Raw genomic sequence first — 21,639 nt, forward strand, 5'->3', positions numbered from 1 at the left:
GGGGAAGTCGCGCCCCGGCAGCGTTTCCACGGTCACCCTCCACCGCACCACCCCCCGACCGGGGAAGTCACGCCCCGGCGACATTTCCACGGTCACCATCGGCTCGGGCGGCGCTCAGCGGTCGGTGACCGGGCCCCCGGAGGACTGCGAGGTGGCGGGGCCGACGGGCTGGGCGCAGTAGGAGAACGGCTTGCCCTCCGCCGCGTGGTAGCTGGCGTAGGACCCGTCGACCTCCAGGACGAGCTGGTGGCCGGGGACGAGCGCCTGGGTGTACATCATCCCGGGCTTCGGGCAGCCGATCGAGCCGTCGCTCCAGGTGACGTCGGCATACCCGGCGATGGTCACCGCCTCGGGCTCGACCCCCGCGCGCTCCGCCTCCGCCTCGACCGCCTCCTGCACGTCGGAGCGCTGGAGGACCGCGTCGGGCACGGCGCCGAGGGGCAGCGAGACGTCGCCGCCGCCCGGGGCGATCTGGGTCTGGGTCGGCCTGTCGCCGGCCCCGGGCTCGTCGGTGCTCATGCTGGGGTCCTCGCTCTCGTCGGCGTCGCCGTCCTCACCTCCGGCCTCGCCACCGGCCTCCTCGCTCTGCGTGGCGGTGGCGGCCTGTTCGCCGGCACTGCCGTCGGTGTCCCCGCATCCGGCCAGCGCGGCCGCGAGGCTGAGGGCGGTGACGGCGAGGATGGGTCGGCGGTTGCGGGTCATCGGGTGACACCTCCAGGTCGCGTCCCCGCCAGTCTAGGTCCGGAGGGCTGCCGCCACGCGCCGATGAGGGTATGGAGGGTGGGGCGCCGGTCCCTGAACCGGCGCCCCACCATCCGTCTCCCCACCGTCCCGCGTGCTGCGGCCCCCACGACGGGGTTGTGTCGGCTGTCCCGAACCGACATTCCCTAGACGTCCCTCAGAGCAGGAACGTTGCATCCAGATACTGTGATCTGCGTCACATCTGTATCTCGGCCCGCGTCGCCGGCCCCGAGCCGGAGCGCCGGCCTCAGCCGAAGGCAGCGACGAGCCCCCGCTCGAGGTCCTCCCGCAGGTCCTCCACGTCCTCGAGCCCGACCGAGAGCCGGACGGTGCCGCCGGTGATGCCGGCCGCCACGCGCGCCGGCTCGGGCAGCCGCTTGTGCGTGGTGGTCGCCGGGTGGGTGGTGAGCGACTTCGCGTCGCCGAGGTTGTTGGAGATGTCGACGACCTGCAGGGCGTTCATGAACGCGAAGGCCTCCTGCTGGCCCCCGTCCAGCGTGAAGGTGACGACCGTGCCGCCCCCGGTCATCTGACGTCGAGCCAGCCCGGCCTGCGGGTGCGACTCCAGCCAGGGGTGGAACACCCGGGCCACCCGAGGGTCGCCCTCGAGATGGCGCGCCAGCTCCAGGGCGCTGGCCGCCTGGCGCTCCACGCGCAGGGTGAGCGTCTCGAGCCCCTTGATGGTGACCCACGCGTTGAACGGTGACATCGCGGGGCCGGTGTGCCGCAGCAGCGTCTGGATCGGCCCGCCGACGAGCGCAGTCGGGCCGAGGATCATCCCGCCCATGACGCGGCCCTGGCCGTCGATGTGCTTGGTGGTGGAGTAGACGACGATGTCCGCGCCGTGGTCCAGCGGGCGGGAGAAGACCGGGGTCCCGAAGACGTTGTCCACCACGACGACCGCCCCGGCGGCGTGCGCCAGCTCGCTGACGGCGGTGATGTCGACGAGCTCCTGCGTGGGGTTACTCGGGGTCTCGAAGAAGACGGCCGCCGCCGGGGTCTCAAGCGCCCGCGCCCAGTCGTCCAGGTCGGTGCCGTCGACGAAGGTGCTCTCCACGCCCCAGCGGCGCAGCACCTCGTCGATGATGACGAAGCAGGAGCCGAAGAGCGAGCGGCTCGCGACGATGCGGTCGCCCGCGGCGCAGAGGCCGCCGAGCGCGGTGAAGACGGCGGACATCCCGGAGGCCGTCGCCTGTGCCGCTTCGGCGCCGTGCAGCAGCCGCATCCGCTCCTCCAGCATCGCGACGGTGGGGTTGCCGTAGCGGCTGTAGACGAAGCGCTCGATCTCGTCGTTGAAGGCCGCCTGCGCCTCCTCGGCACTGCCGTAGACGTAGCCGGACGTCGGGTAGAGCGCCTCGGAGGTCTCGTCGAACGGGCTGCGCAGCAGACCGCCGCGCACCGCGAGCGTGTCCGGCCGCCAGCCGTCAGGGATGTCCATGGGGCACCAATCTAGGGCCCGGAGGCACCGGTCACCGCATCGGCTCCGCCCCTCGAGGTATGCAGTTTCTTCCGACCACCCGGCAGATCGGTCTCTCCTGGCGCAGGTCGTGCGGCAGTCGGCAGTAACGACGGCAGATCACTCGGGCAGGTGCGCGACGCCTCGCGGATCCACCGCGAGCCGGACGTCGTCGCCGACCTCCGGTCCGCGGTCCGCGGCGAGCACCGGCATACGCCCGACGCCCTCGACGTCGACCTCGAGGTGCAGCGCGTCGGAGACGGTCACCACCCGCCGCACCACCCCGCGCAGCTCCCCCTCGGGGTCGACGCGCAGCGCCGAGCGGCGCAGCGCCACCGCGGAGGACGCCGGGTGGGCCCCCGGCCCCCTGCCGGCGACGCCCGGGGAGGCCGGCGGCAACCACGAGCGGCGCTCGGTCGAGGTGGGCTCGAGGATCGTGTCGTACCCGACGAAGGAGGCGACCTCCCGGGAGACCGGGTGACGCCATACCTGCACCGCGTCGCCCTCCTGGGCGATCCGCCCGTCGAGCATGACGGCCATCCGGTCGGCGACGGTGAAGGCCTCGTCGTGGTCGTGGGTGACCAGCAGCGCGGTGGTGCCGGTGGCGGTGAGGATCTCGCGCAGGTCGCCGGCCAGCCGGTCGCGCAGCGCGCGGTCGAGCGAGCTGAGCGGCTCGTCCAGAAGCAGCAGGGCCGGGTCGGCGGCTAGCGAGCGGGCGAGCGCGACCCGCTGCTGCTCCCCGCCGGAGAGGGTGGCGGGGCGGCGGTCGGCATACCCTCCGAGGCCGACGAGCTCCAGCAGCTCGGCGACCCGCCCGGCCCGCTCCCGCCGGCCACGCCCGCGCAGCCGCAGCGGGTAGCCGATGTTGTCGGCGACGCTGGCCTGGGCGAAGAGCTGCCCGTCCTGGAACATCAGGGCGAAGCCGCGCTCGTGGGTCGCCACCCCGCGCAGGTCCCTGCCCTGCCAGCGGATCGACCCGGAGGTGATCGGCTCCAGCCCGGCGACCGCCCGCAGCAGCGTCGACTTGCCGCAACCCGAGGGTCCGAGCACGGCCAGCACGCTGCCCTCCTCGACGCGCAGGTCGACCCGGTCGACGGCGGTGGCGCCGGGGAAGGTGACGGTGACGTCGCTGAGCTCGAGCATCAGAAGGCTCCTACCGAGCCGACCCGCAGCCGCTCGACCACACCCATGACGACGACGGTCACGAGCGCGAGCAGGACGCTCGCGGCGAGCGCCATCCCCAGGTGGTCGGCACCGGGCCGGGAGATGAGCTGGTAGATGACGACCGGCACGGTGGGCCGGTCCGGACGCGCGAGGAAGCTGGTCGCGCCGAACTCCCCCAGCGAGACGGCGAAGGCGAAGCCGGTCGCGGCCAGGACCGGTCGGGCGAGCACCGGCGCCTCGGCGGTCCAGGCCGCACGCCACGGCCCCGCCCCGAGCGTGGCCGCCGCCTCCCGTTGGCGCGGGTCGACCGAGCGCAGCACCGGGGCCAGGGTGCGCACGACCAGGGGGAGCGCGACCATGGCCTGGGCGATGGGGACGAGGATCGGCGAGGTGCGCAGGTCCAGGGGCGGGCGGTCGAGGGTGATGAGGAAGCCGAAGCCCACGGTGACCGCGGAGATGCCGAGCGGCAGCATGAAGGCCCCGTCGAGGACCGAGACCGTGCGCGCCCAGCGCGGTGAGCGGGGGCGCCGGGAGACGACGACGGCGACGGTCAGCCCCAGCACCATGGCGAGCACGGTGGCGTCCACGGCGGTCCGCAGGGAGTTGGCCATGGCCTCGGTGACGCTCACCCGCAGGGCGGCGGTCGCGTCGGGGTCGGTGAGGGCGCGGTAGTGCTCGAGCCCCCACCCGGGGCCGACCCGCAGCGAGCGCACGACGAGGGTGCCGACGGGCAGCAGCACGAAGGCGACGGCGAGCGCCGTCGCCGCCAGGGCAGGGATGTCGTCGCGCCGCGGGCGGCGGGCCGCGGCGCGGGCGCCGACCCGGCGCAGCGTCTGCTCGCGCCGGGTGCGCGTGCGGGCGGCGAGGGCCAGCATGGCGACGACGGCGAGGAGCTGCAGGAGCGAGAGCACCGCGGCGCCCTGCAGGTCGAGGAACTGCACGGTGAGCAGGTAGATCTCGGTCTCGACCGTGCCGTAGCGCAGGCCCCCGAGGGTGAGCACCACCCCGAAGGCGGTGGAGCAGAAGAGGAAGACGAGGGTCGCCGCGGAGATGATCCCCGGCGCGAGCGCGGGGAGGGTGACCGTGCGCCATACCTGCCAGGGGCCGGCGCCGAGGGTGGCGGCGGACTCCTCCGCTCGCCGGTCCAGCCCCTCCCACAGGCCTCCGACGGTGCGGACGACGACGGCGAGGTTGAAGAAGACGAAGGCGAGCAGGATCGGCACCCACGTGCCGTCGAGGTCGAGCCCGCCGAGCGGGCCGCCGGGGGCCAGCAGCGAGCGGAACATCACGCCCACCACGACCGTCGGCAGGACGAAGGGCATGACGACGACCGCGCGCAGCAGGCCCCGGCCGGGGAAGCGCAGGCGGTAGAGCACGAAGGCGACCGGCAGCCCCAGGAGCAGCGTCACGACCGTGCCGGCCAGCGAGCTGACCAGGGTGAAGGTGAGCACCCGCAGGGTGCGCGCCCGGCCGAGGACCTCGGGCACGCCGCTGAGGTCGAGGCGACCCTCGGGCCACAGCCCGCGGGCGAGCATCCCGCTCACCGGGAGGACGAAGAAGACGGCGAGGAAGGCGATCGGGACCAGCGCGGCGAGCCCGAGCGCCAGCCCGGGGGCGCGTCTCATCCGGTGGCGATGTCCGCCCACTCGCGCAGCCAGGTCTCCCGCTCGGCCTCGATCTGCCGGGGGCTGACGACGATCGGGTCCTCGGCGACCTGCGCCCACTGGGCCCACAGGTCGGGCAGGACGACCTCGTCGTCGACGGGGTAGACGTACATGCTGTCCGGGATGGCGGCCTGCACCTCCGGGCTCAGCAGCCAGTCGACGACCGCCTGGGCCCCCTCGGGGTTGTCGGTGCCGGCGAGGACGCCGGCGTACTCCACCTGCCGGAAGCAGGTGTCGAGCAGCGCGCGGGTGGTGGGCTCGAAGCCGCCGTCGGGGATGGTGAACGGCGGGCTGGAGGCGTAGGACAGGACGATCGGGCGGTCCCCGTCGCCGCCGCCGGCGGTGAAGTCGACGGTGTAGGCGTCGGTCCAGCCGCTGGTGACCTTGGCGCCGTTGGCCATGAGGTCCTCCCAGTAGCCCTGCCACTCCCCTGGCCCGAACTCACCGATCGTGGCGAGCAGGAAGGCCAGGCCCGGGCTGGAGGTGCTGGCTCCAGGGGTGACGAAGAGGTCCTCGTAGGCGGGGTCGGTGAGGTCCGCCAGCGTCTGCGGCGGCTCGATGCCCTGGTTGGCGAACCACACGCTGTCGATGTTGACGCAGACGTCGCCGTAGTCGACGGGGGTGAGGTAGGCCTCCGCCCCCTCGGCGAGGTCGTGCTCCTCCACCGACTCCGGCAGGTCTGCCGGCCGGTATGCCTCGAGCGCCTCCGCCCCGACCACCCGGGTGGCGAAGGTCGTGTCGATGCCGAAGACGACGTCGGCGGTCGGGTTGCCGGCGGTCAGCACGATCTGGTTGGCCATCTGGCCCGCGTCGCCGGAGAGCTGGACCTCCAGGTCGTACCCGGTGTCGGCCTCGAAGGCCGCCAGCAACTCGTCGGGGAGGGTGAAGGAGTCGTGCGCGGCGAGCACGACCGTCCCGGTGTCGGCGGGCGTGGGCGCCTGCGCCGTGTCGGCGGAGCCGTCGGTCGAGGCGGCGTCGTCGCCGTCGTCAGAGCCCGGTGACTGCGTGGAGGGCGGGGCGCCCTGGTCCTCGCCGGGCTCGTCGTCGCCGCCACCGGTCAAGGTGCAGGAGGTGAGGACGAGGCCGGTGGTGAGGGCCAGGGTCAGGGCGGTGGTGGTCCGTCGAGGACGGGTATGGGTCATGGTGCAGCGTCTCCTCATCGACTTCCTTCGCCGGTGCTAGCCGGTGCAGGTTCGAGGGTCTGCGGCGGGTGCCGCACTCTCAGCGCTCGGGCGCTCCCCTGTCGTGGTCGTTCTCGACACTACCACCGCCACCGGGACGGCGAGCCTCGCCCCGCAGACGGTCCTTCCCCCGCTGGTCCTCCTCGCCCTCCGGCGGGCCGAGCACCATGTCCATGCCCTTCACGGTGTTGCGCGTGGACGCCCAGACGATGGCGAGACCGGCGATCCCGAGCAGGACCCAGAGCACGACGACGATCCATCCGGGGAAGTCCGGCACCATGAGGGATGCGGCTGCCTTTCTGGATCTGGGGAGGCGTTCCACCGCCGTCGGGTCGCGCGCCGCTGCCGGAGCGACGAGGGCCCAGACCATAGCAAACGAGGTCGCCCCGCAGAGTTGCGCTGGAAGCGCTCTCACCCCAAAGGGTGGAATGCTGCCGCGAGCCCGCCCCGCACAGCGCTGTGGCACTATCGGGACATGGGAAATCTCGTCGCCAAGGCCGTCACCGTCGCAGCAGTCCTCGCGGCCAGCAGCATCGCCCGCAAGGCCACCGACGGCACCTGGAAGTTCGTCACCGGCAGCGACTCCCCGGCCAACCCGGAGGACCCGGACATCGACTTCAAGGAGGCTGTGGCCTTCGCCGTCCTGTCCGGCGCCCTGGTGGGCCTCGCGCGGATGCTGGCCAACCGCGAGTCGAGCCGCGTCATCGCCCGGGCGAGCCGCAAGAGCTCGGAGCAGGTCGCCGACGAGACGAACTGACAGGGAAAAGGTAAAGAGAAAGTAAAGAATTCGCCGGCCCTCCTGACGCCGGGTCCTCTTTTCTCCCTACTGCGGGCCGCCACGGTCATCGCATACCTCTGACCTGCACTCTTGCCATTCTGCGGGGGAGCGGTCATTCTTGGGTTTGGCCTTTTGTCGTGCAGCCGCACATTCCCCCAAGGATCCTCGTGAGCCCACGCCCCCGTCGCGTCCCGGATGCGCTCAAACGCGTGCTCTGGGCGCTCGGCGACGGGGCGGTGTGGGCGGTGGCGATCCTCGGCATGACCTGGATCAGGTTCCAGTACGACGCCGGCCGGGCGTTCGTCATGGACACCTGGGTGGTCGCAGGTGCCGCGGCCGCCATCCACCTGACGCTGGGCATCCTCCTCGGGCCGTATCTCATCAAGCACATCCGGGGGTCCTTCGAGGAGGTCACGGCGGTCTGTCGGGCCGCCCTCATCACGGCGCTGGTCCTCAGCGTGTGGGCTATCTGGCTCCAGCCCTACGTCGTACCGCGCTCGGTCCCCAGCGTGGGAGCCGCCGTGGCGATCTCGCTCATGCTGGCGGCCCGCTTCGTCGTGCGCTCCTACCGCGCCCGGGCCGCGGTCCGGCGCGAGGTGGACCACAGCGCCATCATCTACGGCGCGGGCGTGCTGGGCCGGCGGCTCGTGGCCAACATGCTGCAGGACGACACCTCTCCCTTCCGCCCGGTGGCGTTCCTCGACGACGACCGCAGCAAGCGCAAGCTGCGGATCGACGGCATCCGGGTGCGCGGTGACCGGACGGCGATGAGCCGGGTCGCCAAGCGCTACGAGGCGACCCACCTCATCGTGGCGATCCCGCGGGCGGACGCCGCGCTCCTGCGGGAGGTCAACGACCTCGCCGGCGAGGCCGGGCTCACCGTCAAGGTGCTGCCGAACCTCGACCGGCTGCTCGACGCCAACCCGCTGGTGGAGGACCTGCGGGACATCGACCTGGAGGACCTCCTCGGTCGTCGCCCGACCGAGTTGGACCAGGGGGCCATCACCGACCAGCTCACCGGCAAGGTCGTCCTGGTGACCGGCGCCGGCGGCTCGATCGGATCCGAGCTGTGCCGGCAGATCGCGCGCTTCCACCCGCGCCGGCTGGTGCTGCTGGACCGCGACGAGTCCGCGCTGCACGCCGTGCAGCTCTCGCTCACCGGACGGGGCCTGCTGCAGAGCGAGGACGTCGTGCTGTGCGACATCGGGGACGCCGGCATGGTGGACCGCGTCTTCCACCAGCAGCGGCCGGACGTGGTCTTCCACGCCGCGGCGCTCAAGCACCTGCCGCTGCTGCAGCGCTTCCCGATGGAGGCCTGGCGGGTCAACGTCGCGGGCACCCTCAACGTGCTCCGTGCATCAGCCACCTACGGGGTGGGGACCTTCGTCAACATCAGCACCGACAAGGCGGCCAACCCGACGTCCATCCTGGGCTACACCAAGCGCGTCACGGAACGGTTGACCTCCCACTTCGCCTTCAGCCAGCCCGGGCGCTACGTCTCGGTGCGGTTCGGCAACGTCCTGGGCTCGCGCGGCTCGGTCATCCCCGTCTTCACCGAGCAGATCGAGCGCGGTGGCCCGGTCACCGTCACCCACCCCGACGTCGAGCGCTTCTTCATGCTGATCCCCGAGGCCTGCCAGCTCGTCATGCAGGCCGCCTCCCTGGGGTCGGACGGCGACGTCCTCGTCCTGGACATGGGGGTCCCCGTGCGCATCGACGACATGGCCCGCACCCTCATCGCGATGTCGGGCCGCCGCGACGTGAGCATCGAGTACACCGGACTGCGCCCCGGCGAGAAGCTCACCGAGGACCTCTTCGGCCTCGACGAGGAGCAGCAGACCCCGCACCACCTGCTGTGGTCGGTGCGGGTGCCGGGGCTGGACCCCGACGACGTCCCGTCGGGACGCCTCTCGAGCACCCCCGAGCTCATCGCGTGGCTGCGGGACCGCTCCGACCCGGCCGAGAGCGTGCTGCGCCCGGCATGAGCGATCTCGCCCCCGCGGCGCTGGCCGCGGGTGCCGGCGTGCTGACCGCGGCGACCGCGCCCGCCGTCGCCCCGCTGCTGCGCTCCTGGGGTCTGGTCGACGTCCCCAACCACCGCTCGTCCCACGGCACCCCGACGCTGCGGGGCGCGGGGGTGGCCGTGCTCCTCGGCCTCCTGCTCACGGCTGCCGGGGCGCAGCTGCTGGGGGCCTCCGACCTCCCATGGGCCGCGCTGGTGGCCTGCGCCGCGGCGGCCGTGCTGGGCCTGGCCGTGGACCTGCGAGAGCCCAGCCCCCTCGTGCGCCTGACGGCCCTCGCGATCATCGGTGCCGCCCTGGGGTCCCTGCTGGGTGGTCCCGGGACGGCTCTGCTCGGCGCCCTGGCGATGCCGGTGCTGGTCAACGTCGTCAACTTCATGGACGGCATCAACGGCATCACCGCGCTGACCGCCATGGCGTGGGGGCTCGTCGCCGTGCTGGGTGCCGGGACCGGAGCGGCCGTGACCCTGGGCGCGCTCACGCTGGGGGCCGCGGCGGGCTTCCTCCCGTGGAACCTCCCGAGGGCCCGGATGTTCCTCGGGGACTGCGGCAGCTACCTCGTCGGCGCGCTGGTCACCGCGGGCCTGCTCCTCGAGCAGTCCGGGGGCGGGCACGTCCTCCTCCTGCTGCTGCCGTTGCTGCCCTCGCTCGTCGACACCGGCCTGACCCTGGTGCGGCGCGCCGCCCGGGGTGAGCGGCTCACGCAGGCCCATCGGGAGCACCTCTACCAACGACTCTCCCGGCGTCGCGGATGGACGCACGCACGCGTGGCGTGCCTGTGGGCCGGTCTGGGACTCGCCGGGGCCGGGATCTGGTGGCTGCTGCGGCACAATGGTGCCTCGTGAGCGGCGCTTCCAGGGTCAGGTCCACGGGTCTCGGCGTCGTGGTCATCCTGACGAACGTCCTCATCGTCGCGCTGGTGGCGATCGGCTTCTCGCAGCGCGGCTTCTCCGGCTGGTGGGACACCCTGCGCGGGGACTGGCAGCCTCCGACCGTCTCCGACCCCTACGCCGACGACGCCGAGGTCACCGCCCCGCCCACCGAGTCCGAGCCCGAGCCGACACCGACGCCCTCCACCTCACCCTCGCCGTCGCCGACGACCGAGGAGCCGGAACCGCCCTCGCTGACGGAGCGCTTCGAGGAGGGTGAGGACCTGTCCGTCCTCGTCCTGGGCGACCGGACCGGCACCCACGAGAACGACTGGGTCGCGGCCTGGGCCCGCCAACTCACGAGCTCCCGCCAGGTGCAGCTCACCAGCACGCTGGCGGAGGACCCCACCCGCTACGGCGACCCGGTCGGCTTCGGCGGCGAGGGCCCGGCCCTCGACATCGACAACGCGAGCCTGGTGCAGGGGACGCCGGAGTATGCCGCCGCCCGCCTCGACCTCTTCGTCCAGGGCGACCCCGACCTGGTGCTGGTGAGCTTCGGGAGGGCCAACACCCCGGAGAACCTGCCCGAGCAGCTGAGCGACCTGCAGGACGAGCTCGCCCAGGCGCTTCCGGACACGCAGGTGCGCTACGTCGTGCAGCCCCCACGGCGGGACGGCGAGCCTGTCGTGACCGACACGGTCCGGGAGTGGGCCGCCGAGGAGGACGCGGAGGTCATCGACGTGGCCCAGGTCTTCGAGGACGAGGGCATCGTGGACGCGACGGTGTCGGGTCGCGACCCGCTGAGCGTCAACATCTTCGGTGGCCAGCGGTGGGCGGAGATCGTGCAGCAGGCGGTGTTCGGCGGTGACCAGCAGACGGAGGACGACGCAGCGCCGGACGACGGCGCCGGCGCGGCCCCCGAGGTCGACGAGGACGCCGGGGGCGAGGTCGGGTCAGCGGCCGGTGACCCCACCGCCGCCCAGGGGTCGAGCCCCCAGCCCGCGGCGCCGGCTGCGCCACCGGCCGGCCCGACGGCCGACCCCTTCCCCTGGCAACCACCGGTGTCACCGTGGTCCCCCCCGTCGACCCCCTCACCGGAGCCGGCACCCACCACGCCGGCACCCACGGGTCCCACGTCGCCTGCCCGGCCGACCGACCCGACCGACCCCACGCCCACCGACCCACCGACCACGGAGCCCGAACCGTCCCCGACCGACCCCGGCCCCACGGAGCCCGAGCCGGGGCCGGAGCCGACGGACCCCGAGACCTCCGGCCCGGACGCCGCCGAGCCGCTGTCCTGGCGGACGGCCAGCTGATCCCCGTGCGGATCCTGCTCCTCAGCCACTACTACCCGCCCGAGACCGGGCCGCCGCAGCTGCGCTGGTCCGCGCTGGTCCGGGACCTGCTGGCGGCGGGCCACGAGGTCGACGTGGTGACGCCGGCACCGCACTACCCGGCCGGTCGTCTGCTTCCCGGTGAGGACCCGTCCCAGGTAGGGCGGTCCCACCCCGGCGAGCACGGCGAGACCGTGCACCGGGTCACCTTCCGACGCTCCACGGGCGACGCCCGGTCACTCCTGCTGGACCAGGTCGTGGCCGCCGCGGACACCGTGCGGACGACCTGGCGCCGGCGGGACGGGCTGCGTCCGGACGTCGTCATCGCCACCGTCCCGGGGCTGCCCACGGCGCTCGCCGGACGCGCCGTGGCCACCCTCCTCCGCGTCCCCCTGGTGCTGGAGATGCGCGACGCCTGGCCGGACATCCTCGGGGGTGCCGCGTCCGGGGACCGGGCGACTCCCCGGGCCGCTCTGCGCGCCGGCCTGGTGCGGCTGGTCTCGACCGGCGTCACCTGGCTGCAACGGTCGGCGGACCTCGTGGTCACCACCACGGACAGCTTCGCCGCCACCCTGCGGGAGCGACAGGTGCCCCGGGTGGTGACCGTCCGCAACGCCCACCACGGGCTGCCGGGCCCCTCCGCGCCGGTCGACACCTCACCCTCCGGCGGCCCGCTGCACGTGGTCTACGTCGGCACCGTCGGTCGGGCCCAGGGCCTCGAGACGGCCGTCCGGGCGGCGCACCTGGCCCGGCGGGACGGCGTGGCCATCCGGCTGCGGGTGGTGGGCACCGGCGCCCGGCTGGCCTCGGTGCGCGGCCTGGCCCGGGAGCTGCAGGCTCCCGTGGAGTTCGCCGGCCCGGTGACGCGGGAGCAGGTGGCCGCGCACTACGACTGGTGCGACACCTTCCTCGTCTGCCTGCGCGACTGGCCCGGGCTCGACAGCACCGTGCCCTCGAAGCTCTACGAGGCCCTGGCCCTCGGGCTGCACGTGTCCGCGTCGGCCACCGGCGAGACGGCCACGATCGTCCGCGAGACCGGGGCGGGCTTCGCGACCGCGCCCGGCGATGCGCAGGGTCTCGCCCGTGCCTGGGGGGCGCTCGCCCAGACGGGACCGCAGCAGGACAGGGCGCGGATGAGCAGCTGGGTGGACCGGCACGCGAGCGAGTCCGGTGCGGCCGCGGTCCTGCTGGACGCCCTGGCCGACCTGGGTGACCTGGCCGGCCCAGGCCACGAGAGGGTCGGGGTATGACGCCCGCTCGCCCCTGGCGCCGCGCACGGCACCTGGGGGCGGCCGGGGTCACCGTGCTGGCGATGGCCGTCGACGACCCCGCCTGGCTGACCGTCCAGGCCGGGCGCCGGGCCCCGCGCCGGCTGCGGGGACTGCTGGGCCGGCTGGCGACCCGCACCGACAGCTCCTCCCCCACGGCCGTGTGGGGCGAGCTGCTCCTGGACCGGCCGGAGCAGGCGCGCGAGCGCCTCTCGCGGCAGCGGCGCAGCGGTGCGCTCTCCCGGGCGCTCGCCGTGCACGCGGGCCAGCGCCCCGACCAGGTCGGCCCCGGCGGCGCGCGGGCCCGCTGGGCCTGGCTGGTGGGTGACCTCGAGGAGGTCGAGGTGCTCCTCGCCGACGACGACGTGCCGCGGCGTCTGCGGGAGAAGCTGGCCGGCGACCTCGCGGCCCTGCAGCCCGGCCCGCGCCCCGCGCCCGCCGTACCACCACGTGACTGGCGGACCGACCCGGCCCGACCCCGCGTCGTGCACGCCCTCACCAACTCCCTGCCCTGGACCCGTTCGGGCTACACCCTGCGCAGCCACGCGGTCCTGCACGCACAGCAGCAGGCCGGGATCGAGGTCGCCGCGCTGACGCGACCCGCATACCCCGTCTCCATCGGTCGGGTGCTCACCGCGGACGTCGACGTGGTGGAGGGCGTGCCCTACCACCGCTGCGTCCCGACCCTCCTGGCCCCCGGGGAGGCCGGCCGGATCGACCGGTGGGCGACCGACCTCGCCCGCCTCGCCCGCGCCCGCCGCGCCACCCACGTGCACTCGACCACGCACTACCCCAACGCGCTGGCCGCCCAGGCCGCGGCCCGCGCCCTCGACCTGCCCTGGGTCCACGAGGTGCGCGGCCAGCTGGAGCGCACCTGGGCCTCGGCACGCCGTCGCGCCGGTGACCCCGCGCCCTACGCGAGCAGCAGGTTCGTCGCGTGGCGCGCCCGGGAGGCCGAGCTGGCGGCCGCCGCCGACCACGTCGTCACCATCAGCGAGACGATGCGCGCCGACCTCGTCGAGCGCGGCGTCGAGCCGGGCCGGGTGAGCGTCGTCCCCAACGGCATCGACGCCTCCCTGCTGCAGCGCGACATCACGCCGGAGCGGGCACGCGGTGTGCTCGGGCTGCCGGGTGCGGGCCTGTGGGTGGGTGCCGTGTCGTCGGTCGTGCACTACGAAGGGCTGACGGACCTCGTGGAGGCGGTGGCGCTGCTGCGGGCCCAGGGGGTGGACGTGCGCGGCGTGGTCGTCGGTGACGGCGTGGCGTGGCCGGGCCTGAGCCGCCGGGTGGCTGAGCTCGGCCTCGAGGAGACGTTCCTCCTCCCCGGCCGGCTCGACCGCGACGACGCCCTGCGGTGGCTCGACGCCCTCGACGTGGTGGTGGTGCCCCGGGAGGACCACGAGGTCACCCGGCTGGTGCCGCCGCTCAAGCTCGTCGAGGCCATGGGGGTCGGGCGCCCGGTCGTGGCCTCCGACCTGCCGCCCATGGCGGAGATCGTCGCTCCTGGCGAGACCGGGCTGCTCACGCCGCCCCAGGACCCGACCGCCCTCGCCACGGCCGTCGGCTCCTTGCTCGAGGACGCCGACCGACGCCACGACCTCGCCGCGCGGGCCCGCGCCTTCGCAGCCGGGCGGACCTGGGGGGCGCTGACCGGGACGTACCGCGACATCTACGACAGGTCGACCCGTAGGGTCGATGCGACCACAGACCGCCGAGCAACGTCCCGCGTGCCCGGTGAAACCGACCACGAGAGGCATTCGTGAGCACCAAGACCGTCATGACCGTGTACGGCACGCGACCGGAGGCTATCAAGGTGGCCCCGGTCATCAAGGCGATCGAGGCGGAGGCCGGCCTGACGTCGGTCACCGTGGTGACCGGGCAGCACCGGGAGATGCTGGACCAGGTCAACGAGGTCTTCGGGATCACCCCGGACCACGACCTCGACGTCTTCGCCCACGGACAGACGCTCAATGCGCTCATGGCGCGGGTGTTCCACCGTCTTGACCCCGTGCTGGAGAGCCGTCGACCGGACGCGCTCCTCGTGCAGGGCGACACCTCCACCGTGGCCGCCGCCTCCATCGCGGCGTTCTACCGACAGATCCCCGTCGTGCACCTCGAGGCGGGACTGCGCAGCGGCGACATCCTCTCCCCCTTCCCCGAGGAGGCCAACCGCAAGATCACGACGCAGGTCGCCCGGCTCCACCTGGCCCCGACGGCCACGTCCAAGGCCAACCTCCTGGCCGAGAAGGTCGACGCCGGCACCGTGGCCGTCACGGGGAACACGGTCATCGACGCCTTGCTGCACACCGTGGCGGAGGACATCCCCTTCTCCGACCCGCAGCTGCGGCAGATCGAGGAGTCCGGCCGTCGCGTCCTGCTCGTCACGACCCACCGACGTGAGAACTGGGGCGGCGCGATGGAGGGTGTCGGGCGCGCCCTGCGCCGGCTCGCCGAGCGCTACCCGGACACCGTCGTCATCCTGCCGGCGCACCGCAACCCGATCGTCCGCGAGGCGGTCCTGCCCCAGGTCGAAGGCCTGGAAAACGTGCTGGTCACCGAGCCCATGCCCTACGGGGAGTTCACCCGTCTCATGAGCCTGGCCACGGTCGTCCTCACCGACTCCGGAGGTGTGCAGGAAGAGGCGCCCTCGCTCGGCAAGCCGGTCCTGGTCATGCGCGAGAACACCGAGCGCCCGGAGGCCGTCGAGGCCGGCACCGTGCGGCTCATCGGGACCGACGAGGAGCGCATCGTCACGGAGGTGAGCGCCCTCTTCGACGACCCCGCCGCCTTCGAGGCCATGTCCCATGCCGTCAACCCCTACGGCGACGGCAAGGCCGCGGACCGGTCCGTCGCAGCCATCACGCACCTGTTCGGGATCGGGTCCAGGTTGCCTGACTTCACCGGACAGCCCACAGACTGAGGTTCTGCCGCGCGGCCCCGGCCTGCGTCACCCGCGGCGAGACAGCCGAAGACCTCTTCACGGCCGTTCTCTTCGACAGCCAAGGTCGTGTGACCGACCCGCGGGCTGGGCCGCGTCGGCGCCAGGACCGGTTTCATGAAGGGGTACGCAGTCGGCCGACACGCGTGGGAAAACCTCGGAGGCGGTGGCGCAGTACGCGCTGATCCAGCGTCAGCATCCGGTGCTGCTGTTCTTCGGCATCAACTCTCGCGAGAACCTCTTCCAGCGTTTGGTAGGCCGGCGGTAGGGGCGGCTACTCCGCGCACTCCAGGTGCAGCTCGGTGCGGGCCCCGCCGCGGGTCCGTACGTCGAAGGCGACCCCGAAGGACCAGGCCGGCTCGAGCTCGTTCTCCTCGCGTGACCTCCACCCGCGCAGCGGCGACTCCTGACCTCGGACCGGGTCGAGCACTCGCCCGTCGCTCCCGACCTGGAGGACGTCGCCCGAGGGCAGGCGGAAGCGCAGACCGGTGCTGGACCCGTCGAGGAGCTCGAGCGAGCCGTCCAGCAGGAACCACGCGACCGCATCACGGTCGTGGTCCAGCTGGGAGTGCACGGAGTCGAGCACGATGAGCCTGCGGCCCGGGACGAGGTTCAGCTTGCGGCGGTGGGTGTAGTCCCGGTAAGGCGCACGCGTGGTGATGGCGAAGGCTGATCCCTCGCGCTCGGCCGACACCAGGCCTGACCCGAACGGCGACCGACGTCGGTCCTGGATCTGCCCGTCGAGCTCGAGGGCGTTGTGGGCCCTGGTCGACTCGACGTGCTGTCGTCGCGGCTCGTCGTAGTAGAAGCCCTGCGCACGCAAGGGGTGGTCGGCCGGGAGCAGCGGCCCGTAGGCGAAGCGCCCCCCGTCGACGCAGATCTCCTGACCTCGGTCGTACCAGACGAAGGACAGGTCATCTGCGTGCTTGTGGGCCCGGGAGTGGAACCCCGCCTGCACCGCCAGGTAGGACGACGCAGCCCTGGCGCCGGGCTCGTGCGGCTGTGGGCTCCGCACGAAGGCATACCCACTCTCCGGCAGCGCCAGCATCTCGGACTCCTCAGGTCGCCCTTCGGCCCCGTCACTGGCGATCCACAGGGTGTGCTCGTCACCCATGGCGTGAACAGGACGCAGGGGACGTGACGGCGAGTCGCCCATCGTCACGATCGTCCCGTCCGGCTGCGTCATCCAGCCCAGGACGTTCGCTGCTCGCCTGATCCGGGCCACCAGCTCCTGGTCCTCGATGAGCCCGTCGCGCACCGCAGCGTGGAAGGAGCCGAGCAGCATGCGGTGATAGTCCGGCGAGTGCTCGAGATGGCCCCCGTCGTCCCCGAACTGGCTCTGCACCAGCAGCGACATGCGTTCCCTCGCCTGCACGAGCACCTCCTCCCGCTCCGGCAGACCGGGGAGGTGCTTCTCCAGGTGCAGCTGGGCGGCGGCCGAGTAGAACCCGTGGTTGGTGCGAGGCGTGAAGGCGTCCTCACCGCGCAGCCTGTCGCGATCGTCCAGGATCAGCCTCACCACGACCGGGACGGCCGGGCGGGTGGTGTCGTGCCCGGCCAGGGCCTCGAGCACCAGGAGGAGCCGGGGCGCTCGCAGGGCGAGCGCCATGTCGTAGTAGGCCATCGACTCGTCCGGGTCGTCCGATGCCTCCCGCGCATCGCGTGCGGCGACCCAGTCGAGGACGACCGTGGCGAGGAAGCAGGCTCGCTCGACGCTCACGGTGGTGCCGCTCCGGATCAGGGAGTCGACGAACTCCCAGGAGTGCAGGTGGAAGGCCCAGGACCGGTCGGTCTGCGCATAGGAGGACCAGTCGCTGACCTCATCGAGCCTGATCGGCGGACGCCCGTCGCGGACCCAGCCGTCCGTCATCACGTCCCCGTCGGTGTCCGGCGGCCCGTCCGGCTGGAACCAGCCTCTCCTCGGTGGCGGGTTCTCGCGCAGCATGTGCAGGACGTCGTCGGGATCGACACCCCGGAGTCCGAGCTGCTCCTCGGCCGTGCGGATCTGGCTCTCGTGCCACCTCGCCCCCAGCTCCTGGTAGAGGCTCAGGGCGCCGCGTGCGTTGGCGTCCCAGCTACGCTGGCGCACCACCCACTCCCTGCCACGACCGCCCAGCTCCCGTCGGAGGTCCTCGTCGTCCAGCAGGTCCTGGAGCCGTCGTCTGAGGTCGACCGCGTCACCCGCCCGGAAGGTCTGCACCGCGGCGCTCTGGTCAGCGATCTCCTGCAGAGCTCGCACGTCCGACATGACGACGGCCTTGCCCGCCGCGAGCGCCTCGAACGGCTTGAGCGGGGTGACGAGCTGGGTGACCGGAGTCGCTCGCCGGGGCACGACGAAGATGTCGATGAGGGAGTAGTAGCGATGCACGTCCTCGTGCGGCACGCGTCCGGTGATGACCACCGAGGCGTCGATGGCCTCGGCACGGAGACGGAGCTGACCGAGAACCGGCCCATCACCCACCAGGAGGAGATGCACCCTGGCACCCGGGCGGTCGGCTGGGGCGCGCAGGCCGCGCATCGCGTCGATGAGCAGGTCCACCCCTTCGTACTCGACCATCGAGCTGACATAGCCGATGACCAGGTCACCAGCCGCGATGCCGAGGTCGGCGGCCGTCTCGGCGTCCCGACCTCGGGGGACGAAGGAGCTGGGGTCGACCGCGTTCGGGAGGAGCCGGAGAGGAGTCGGGCGCGTTTCCCCTGCATGCTCGTCCTCGATGTGCTCGCGCATCACCTCGGCGAGGGTCACGACGGCGTCAGCCGCGGCGCGGACCTGCTTCTCTGCCTGTCGGCGCAGGACGTAGGCCTCGGGGAGACCGACGGCTGCCAAGGTCGACTCGGGGTCTGATCCCAGCCCCCAGGCGTCCCCGACGCGCGAGAGCCACGACTCCTCCCAGAATCCGCGGCTCTCGAACACGACGGGTATGCCCCGCGCCCGCCCCACGGCGACGGCCGCCGCACCGTTGAGGAAGTCGGAGTGCGCGTGCAGCACGCTGGGACGACGCTCGCCCACGACGCGGTCGAGAGCCACGACGTAGCCCTCGAGCCAGTCGTCCAGTGCCGTTCCGCCTCGGGCCGGACCCCCGAGCGCGACATGGGGGATGTCGTCGTGCTCGAACCTCCGGTCGGACTCCCCGTGGGCACCGTCCCCGCCGGGCTGCACGACCACGACGACAGAGATACCGAGGTCCGCCTGGGCCCTCACGGTGTAGGCGGTCCGAAGGGTGTAGCCGGTCTGGGTCGCCGGAAGCGCCTTCCCCACGAGGTGGAGCACCGGACCGGACCGGTCGTGATCCATCCGGTCGTCGGAGGGACGCCAGGCCGGCACGGGTGAACCGAAGACGGACAGCTCGGCGCTGACCAGTCGGCGGACCTTCTCGTCCCGCTCGTTGCCCGAGGCGAGGTACATCGCGGTGGCGACCTGCTCCTGCAGTCGCCAGTAGCCGGTGGCCCTGAGCAACCGGAACATGGCTCTCATCTGCGTGAGGTTGATGAGGGTGAGGAGATCCACCTGTCGGGAGAGGGCCACGAGGGCGAGAACTCGCCCACTCTCGATGAGCCGGGGCACGAGACCCCTGATCTCCTCCGGCGTGAGGACCCGGCTCGCGTCGCGACCGCTGAGGACCATCTCCTCCACGAGACGCCCCCTCAGGTCCTCGACCTGTGCGGGCAGCTCGGCGAGCTTCGCCGTGAGGTCCTCGCCCGCCTGGACCTTGCGACGCAGCACGACGTTGTCACGTCGGAGCTGGTCGAGGGCCTCCGCCGCAGGGGCCGCCTCGGCGGTGAGGTCGGCCGTGCGCTCGTCCAGGACACCGAGCCTGTCGGCGAGCATGTCGGACCGGGCGCCCGCCTCCTCCAGGCCGCGGCGGACCGTCCCCAGGTCGCCGCCGAGCGCGCCCTGCATCTCGCCCAGCTGGTGGAGGTCGCCGCTGAGCTCACCCTGCACCTCGCCGAGTCGGCGGAGCTCGTCTCGCGCGAGGACCACCCCGCTCTTGGCCTCCTCGAGGCCTGCCCCCAGCCCGTCGTCGCGCTGCTGCAACGCCTCCAACCAGGCGCGATGCACGCGTGCCCGCTCCTCCGCCAGTGCCTGCGTCCTCGCGCCGGCCCCGGCGCTCTCGCCCACCCGCTCGAGCTCGGCCCGCACCGACGTCAGCTCGGCGGTCACGTCGTCGAGGCGATCGCGCAGGCGCCTCCGTTCGACCCGCACGACGGCTCGTGCTCGGAGGATGAGGCGGACCGCCACCACCGCTGCGACGGTCAGACCGATCACCACGAGCGCCAGCGCGATCCACCCGACGTCGTCACGGACGACCGAGAGGGCCCAGCCGAGCAGAGCGACCGCGAGCGCTGCAGAACCGAGAAGAACGGGGGGGCGGAGGCGCATGGGGACCTTTCGTCGACGGGTCGTGACAGCGCTCCGGGTAGCCTAGTTCAACCGGCCCCGCCGGACGGCCGGACACGGGAGCCGTGGAGGGGCGCAGTCGAGTTCGGAGGCACGCGCGTTCACATGACAGGCACACGACCGCGCACCCCGGTAGCCAGGCCCTTGCTGCCGGTAGGTCGGCGGCCGGGACTGGGCGAGTACCTGCGACAGCTGTGGGAGCGGCGGCACTTCATCGTGGCCGACTCGCGGGCCAAGGCCTACTCCGGCAACCGCGACATGCTCCTGGGCAACCTCTGGCTGGTGGGCGTCCCCATCCTGCAGGGCGTCGTCTACTACGTCATCTTCGCCCTGGTCCTGCAGACGGACCGAGGCATCGACAACTTCACGGGGTTCTTGCTCATCGGGATCTTCCTGTTCCGACACACGACGAGCTGTGTCACTCAGGGGATGACCGTGATGAGTGCCAACCGAGGACTCATCACCTCCTTCTCCTTCCCACGGGCGGCGATCCCCTTGTCGTTGCTGCTCCGTGAGACCCTCTCGATGGCGCCGGTGCTCGCGACGATGGCGCTCCTGCTGCTCACCGTCCCGCCAGGGACGAGCATCACCTGGACATGGTTGCTCTTCCCGCCGATCTTCGGTCTGCACACGCTCTTCGTCGCCGGCCTGGTGCTCTACGCGGGGCGACTGGGGGCGGCGATCCCGGACCTCCGGCACCTGGTGAGCTTCCTGACCCGCTTCTGGTTCTACGCCTCCGGCGTCTTCTTCTCGATCGACCGCTTCGTGGACCGCGGCCCATGGCTCGCCGTCCTCCAGAACAACCCCATGTTCATCGTCCTGGACATGTCGCGGGACGTGCTGATCTACGACACGGTCCCCCCGCTGGAGCACTGGCTGCTCCTGCTGGTGTGGGCGACCATCACCCCCGCGCTGGGTTTCTGGTACTTCTGGCAGGGCGAGGAAGGGTATGGCCATGAGTGAGGCCCAGGCCACCGTCCTGGTCGACGCGGTGGCCCGCACCTTCGAGACACCCGTACGGCGCGAGACGTCTTCGACGACGCTTCGGGCACGAGTCACCCGCGCCCTCCGGCCGGCGACGACCCTGTCCGTCCACGCCCTGCGCTCGGTCTCGTTCGTCGCCCACGGCGGGGAGTCGATCGGCATCGTGGGCACGAACGGGTCCGGGAAGAGCACTCTCCTGCGCATCATCGCCGGGCTGGACCAGCCCACGAGTGGCGAGGTGCGATCTGTCTCCCAGCCCGTCCTCCTGGGAGTGCACGCGGCGCTCCAGCAGGATCTCACCGGACTCGAGAACGCGCGGCTCGGTCTCCTGGCGCTCGGCTTCACGCCGGAGAAGGTCGCCCAGACGCTCCCGCAGGTCCTGGAGATCGCCGGTCTGGGCGACGCCGTCCGACGCCCCATCCGCACCTACTCCTCCGGTATGGGCGGGCGCCTGCGGTTCGCCATCGCCGCGGCGGCCGAGCCGGAGATCCTCTTGCTCGACGAGGTGCTCTCCACCGGCGACGCCGCTTCGGTGCAACGCGCCGAGGCTCGCATGAACGAGGTGCGGGAGCGGGCTGGCACGGTCTTCCTGGTCTCGCACGCGGCCAAGACGATCGAGGAGACCTGCAGCCGGGCACTCTGGCTGCACGAGGGCGTCCTGATCCAGGACGGCCCCGCCCCGGAGACCGCCGAGGCCTACCGTTGGTGGGCGTGGAACCAGGCAAAGGGCGAGCATGCCGTCGCGGACCAGCTGCTCCGGCGGGCCCGGGAGTCCCGCACGGGGGTCGACGCCGCCGTGGACGAAGTGGCCCGCCTTCGCGACCAGAGAGAGAACACCTGAC

At 72.7% G+C, this 21,639-nt stretch carries 16 protein-coding genes and 1 riboswitch; of the genes, 9 read left to right on the forward strand and 7 right to left on the reverse strand.

The window, feature by feature from the left end:
- Positions 1–114: 114 nt before the first annotated feature.
- From Q0967_RS09650 to Q0967_RS09675, 6 genes are all read right to left on the reverse strand, one after another.
- Complete coding sequence (locus tag Q0967_RS09650) at positions 115–702, reverse strand: hypothetical protein (protein ID WP_299449748.1); 588 nt, start codon at positions 700–702, stop codon at positions 115–117.
- A gap of 286 nt (positions 703–988) precedes the next feature.
- Positions 989–2,179: an O-succinylhomoserine sulfhydrylase gene (locus Q0967_RS09655; RefSeq protein ID WP_299449750.1), complete on the reverse strand. Its 1,191-nt coding sequence runs from the start codon at positions 2,177–2,179 to the stop codon at positions 989–991.
- A gap of 138 nt (positions 2,180–2,317) precedes the next feature.
- Positions 2,318–3,340 (reverse strand): ABC transporter ATP-binding protein, encoded by a 1,023-nt coding sequence (locus tag Q0967_RS09660; RefSeq protein WP_299449752.1) that lies wholly within the window; start codon positions 3,338–3,340, stop codon positions 2,318–2,320.
- Entirely contained in the window at positions 3,340–4,986 is a 1,647-nt protein-coding gene (locus tag Q0967_RS09665; protein WP_299449754.1) for an iron ABC transporter permease, read from the reverse strand. Before Q0967_RS09665 ends, Q0967_RS09660 begins: the two co-directional genes overlap by 1 nt.
- Positions 4,983–6,167, reverse strand: a complete 1,185-nt coding sequence (locus tag Q0967_RS09670) for a thiamine ABC transporter substrate binding subunit (RefSeq protein ID WP_299449756.1) — start codon at positions 6,165–6,167, stop codon at positions 4,983–4,985. Before Q0967_RS09670 ends, Q0967_RS09665 begins: the two co-directional genes overlap by 4 nt.
- A 5-nt stretch (positions 6,168–6,172) precedes the next feature.
- Positions 6,173–6,277, reverse strand: a riboswitch (TPP riboswitch).
- The gene (locus Q0967_RS09675; protein WP_298752628.1) at positions 6,247–6,486 is read right to left on the reverse strand and encodes a hypothetical protein; all 240 of its coding nucleotides are present in this window, start codon (positions 6,484–6,486) and stop codon (positions 6,247–6,249) included. Its footprint overlaps the riboswitch before it by 31 nt.
- A gap of 195 nt (positions 6,487–6,681) precedes the next feature.
- Between Q0967_RS09675 and Q0967_RS09680 the strand changes: the two genes are divergently transcribed.
- The 7 genes from Q0967_RS09680 to wecB all read left to right on the forward strand — a co-directional run bounded on the left by Q0967_RS09680 (position 6,682) and on the right by wecB (position 15,396).
- On the forward strand, positions 6,682–6,963 hold the full coding sequence (locus tag Q0967_RS09680) for a DUF4235 domain-containing protein (RefSeq protein WP_299449759.1): 282 nt from the start codon (positions 6,682–6,684) through the stop codon (positions 6,961–6,963).
- Positions 6,964–7,151: 188 nt separating this feature from the next.
- Positions 7,152–8,969, forward strand: coding sequence for a nucleoside-diphosphate sugar epimerase/dehydratase (locus Q0967_RS09685; RefSeq protein WP_299449761.1), 1,818 nt, complete (start codon positions 7,152–7,154; stop codon positions 8,967–8,969).
- A complete protein-coding gene (locus Q0967_RS09690; protein WP_299449763.1) occupies positions 8,966–9,850 on the forward strand; it encodes a UDP-phosphate glycosyltransferase in 885 nt (294 codons plus the stop codon). The genes Q0967_RS09685 and Q0967_RS09690 overlap by 4 nt, the downstream gene beginning before the upstream one ends.
- Positions 9,847–11,190: an SGNH/GDSL hydrolase family protein gene (locus Q0967_RS09695; protein WP_299449765.1), complete on the forward strand. Its 1,344-nt coding sequence runs from the start codon at positions 9,847–9,849 to the stop codon at positions 11,188–11,190. Before Q0967_RS09690 ends, Q0967_RS09695 begins: the two co-directional genes overlap by 4 nt.
- Positions 11,191–11,195: 5 nt before the next feature.
- Positions 11,196–12,458 carry a glycosyltransferase family 4 protein gene (locus tag Q0967_RS09700; protein ID WP_299449766.1) on the forward strand — a complete coding sequence of 421 codons (1,263 nt, stop codon included), beginning with the start codon at positions 11,196–11,198 and terminating at the stop codon, positions 12,456–12,458.
- Positions 12,455–14,239 (forward strand): glycosyltransferase family 4 protein, encoded by a 1,785-nt coding sequence (locus tag Q0967_RS09705; RefSeq protein WP_299449768.1) that lies wholly within the window; start codon positions 12,455–12,457, stop codon positions 14,237–14,239. Before Q0967_RS09700 ends, Q0967_RS09705 begins: the two co-directional genes overlap by 4 nt.
- Before the next feature lie 14 nt (positions 14,240–14,253).
- Complete coding sequence (wecB, locus tag Q0967_RS09710) at positions 14,254–15,396, forward strand: non-hydrolyzing UDP-N-acetylglucosamine 2-epimerase (protein WP_299449867.1); 1,143 nt, start codon at positions 14,254–14,256, stop codon at positions 15,394–15,396.
- 292 nt (positions 15,397–15,688) lie between these two features.
- Here the strand turns inward: wecB and Q0967_RS09715 are convergent, their stop codons facing one another.
- A complete protein-coding gene (locus Q0967_RS09715; RefSeq protein ID WP_299449770.1) occupies positions 15,689–19,795 on the reverse strand; it encodes a glycosyltransferase in 4,107 nt (1,368 codons plus the stop codon).
- 123 nt (positions 19,796–19,918) lie between these two features.
- Here Q0967_RS09715 and Q0967_RS09720 point away from each other — a divergent pair, with 123 nt between their 5' ends.
- Complete coding sequence (locus Q0967_RS09720) at positions 19,919–20,776, forward strand: ABC transporter permease (RefSeq protein ID WP_299449773.1); 858 nt, start codon at positions 19,919–19,921, stop codon at positions 20,774–20,776.
- Positions 20,769–21,638 (forward strand): ABC transporter ATP-binding protein, encoded by an 870-nt coding sequence (locus Q0967_RS09725; protein ID WP_299449775.1) that lies wholly within the window; start codon positions 20,769–20,771, stop codon positions 21,636–21,638. Before Q0967_RS09720 ends, Q0967_RS09725 begins: the two co-directional genes overlap by 8 nt.
- Position 21,639: the final 1 nt, after the last annotated feature.

Origin of the sequence: uncultured Serinicoccus sp. (genome assembly GCF_947500995.1) — a bacterium.
Lineage (GTDB): Bacteria > Actinomycetota > Actinomycetes > Actinomycetales > Dermatophilaceae > Ornithinicoccus.

Coding starts and splice junctions, on each gene's coding strand:
- Q0967_RS09665 (WP_299449754.1), bottom strand. CDS start 4,986: ATGAGACGCGCCCCCGGGCTGGCGCTCGGGCTCGCCGCGCTGGTCCCG.
- Q0967_RS09655 (WP_299449750.1), bottom strand. CDS start 2,179: ATGGACATCCCTGACGGCTGGCGGCCGGACACGCTCGCGGTGCGCGGC.
- Q0967_RS09690 (WP_299449763.1), top strand. CDS start 8,966: ATGAGCGATCTCGCCCCCGCGGCGCTGGCCGCGGGTGCCGGCGTGCTG.
- Q0967_RS09670 (WP_299449756.1), bottom strand. CDS start 6,167: ATGACCCATACCCGTCCTCGACGGACCACCACCGCCCTGACCCTGGCC.
- wecB (WP_299449867.1), top strand. CDS start 14,254: ATGACCGTGTACGGCACGCGACCGGAGGCTATCAAGGTGGCCCCGGTC.
- Q0967_RS09725 (WP_299449775.1), top strand. CDS start 20,769: ATGAGTGAGGCCCAGGCCACCGTCCTGGTCGACGCGGTGGCCCGCACC.
- Q0967_RS09660 (WP_299449752.1), bottom strand. CDS start 3,340: ATGCTCGAGCTCAGCGACGTCACCGTCACCTTCCCCGGCGCCACCGCC.
- Q0967_RS09675 (WP_298752628.1), bottom strand. CDS start 6,486: ATGGTGCCGGACTTCCCCGGATGGATCGTCGTCGTGCTCTGGGTCCTG.
- Q0967_RS09705 (WP_299449768.1), top strand. CDS start 12,455: ATGACGCCCGCTCGCCCCTGGCGCCGCGCACGGCACCTGGGGGCGGCC.
- Q0967_RS09680 (WP_299449759.1), top strand. CDS start 6,682: ATGGGAAATCTCGTCGCCAAGGCCGTCACCGTCGCAGCAGTCCTCGCG.
- Q0967_RS09720 (WP_299449773.1), top strand. CDS start 19,919: ATGACAGGCACACGACCGCGCACCCCGGTAGCCAGGCCCTTGCTGCCG.
- Q0967_RS09650 (WP_299449748.1), bottom strand. CDS start 702: ATGACCCGCAACCGCCGACCCATCCTCGCCGTCACCGCCCTCAGCCTC.
- Q0967_RS09715 (WP_299449770.1), bottom strand. CDS start 19,795: ATGCGCCTCCGCCCCCCCGTTCTTCTCGGTTCTGCAGCGCTCGCGGTC.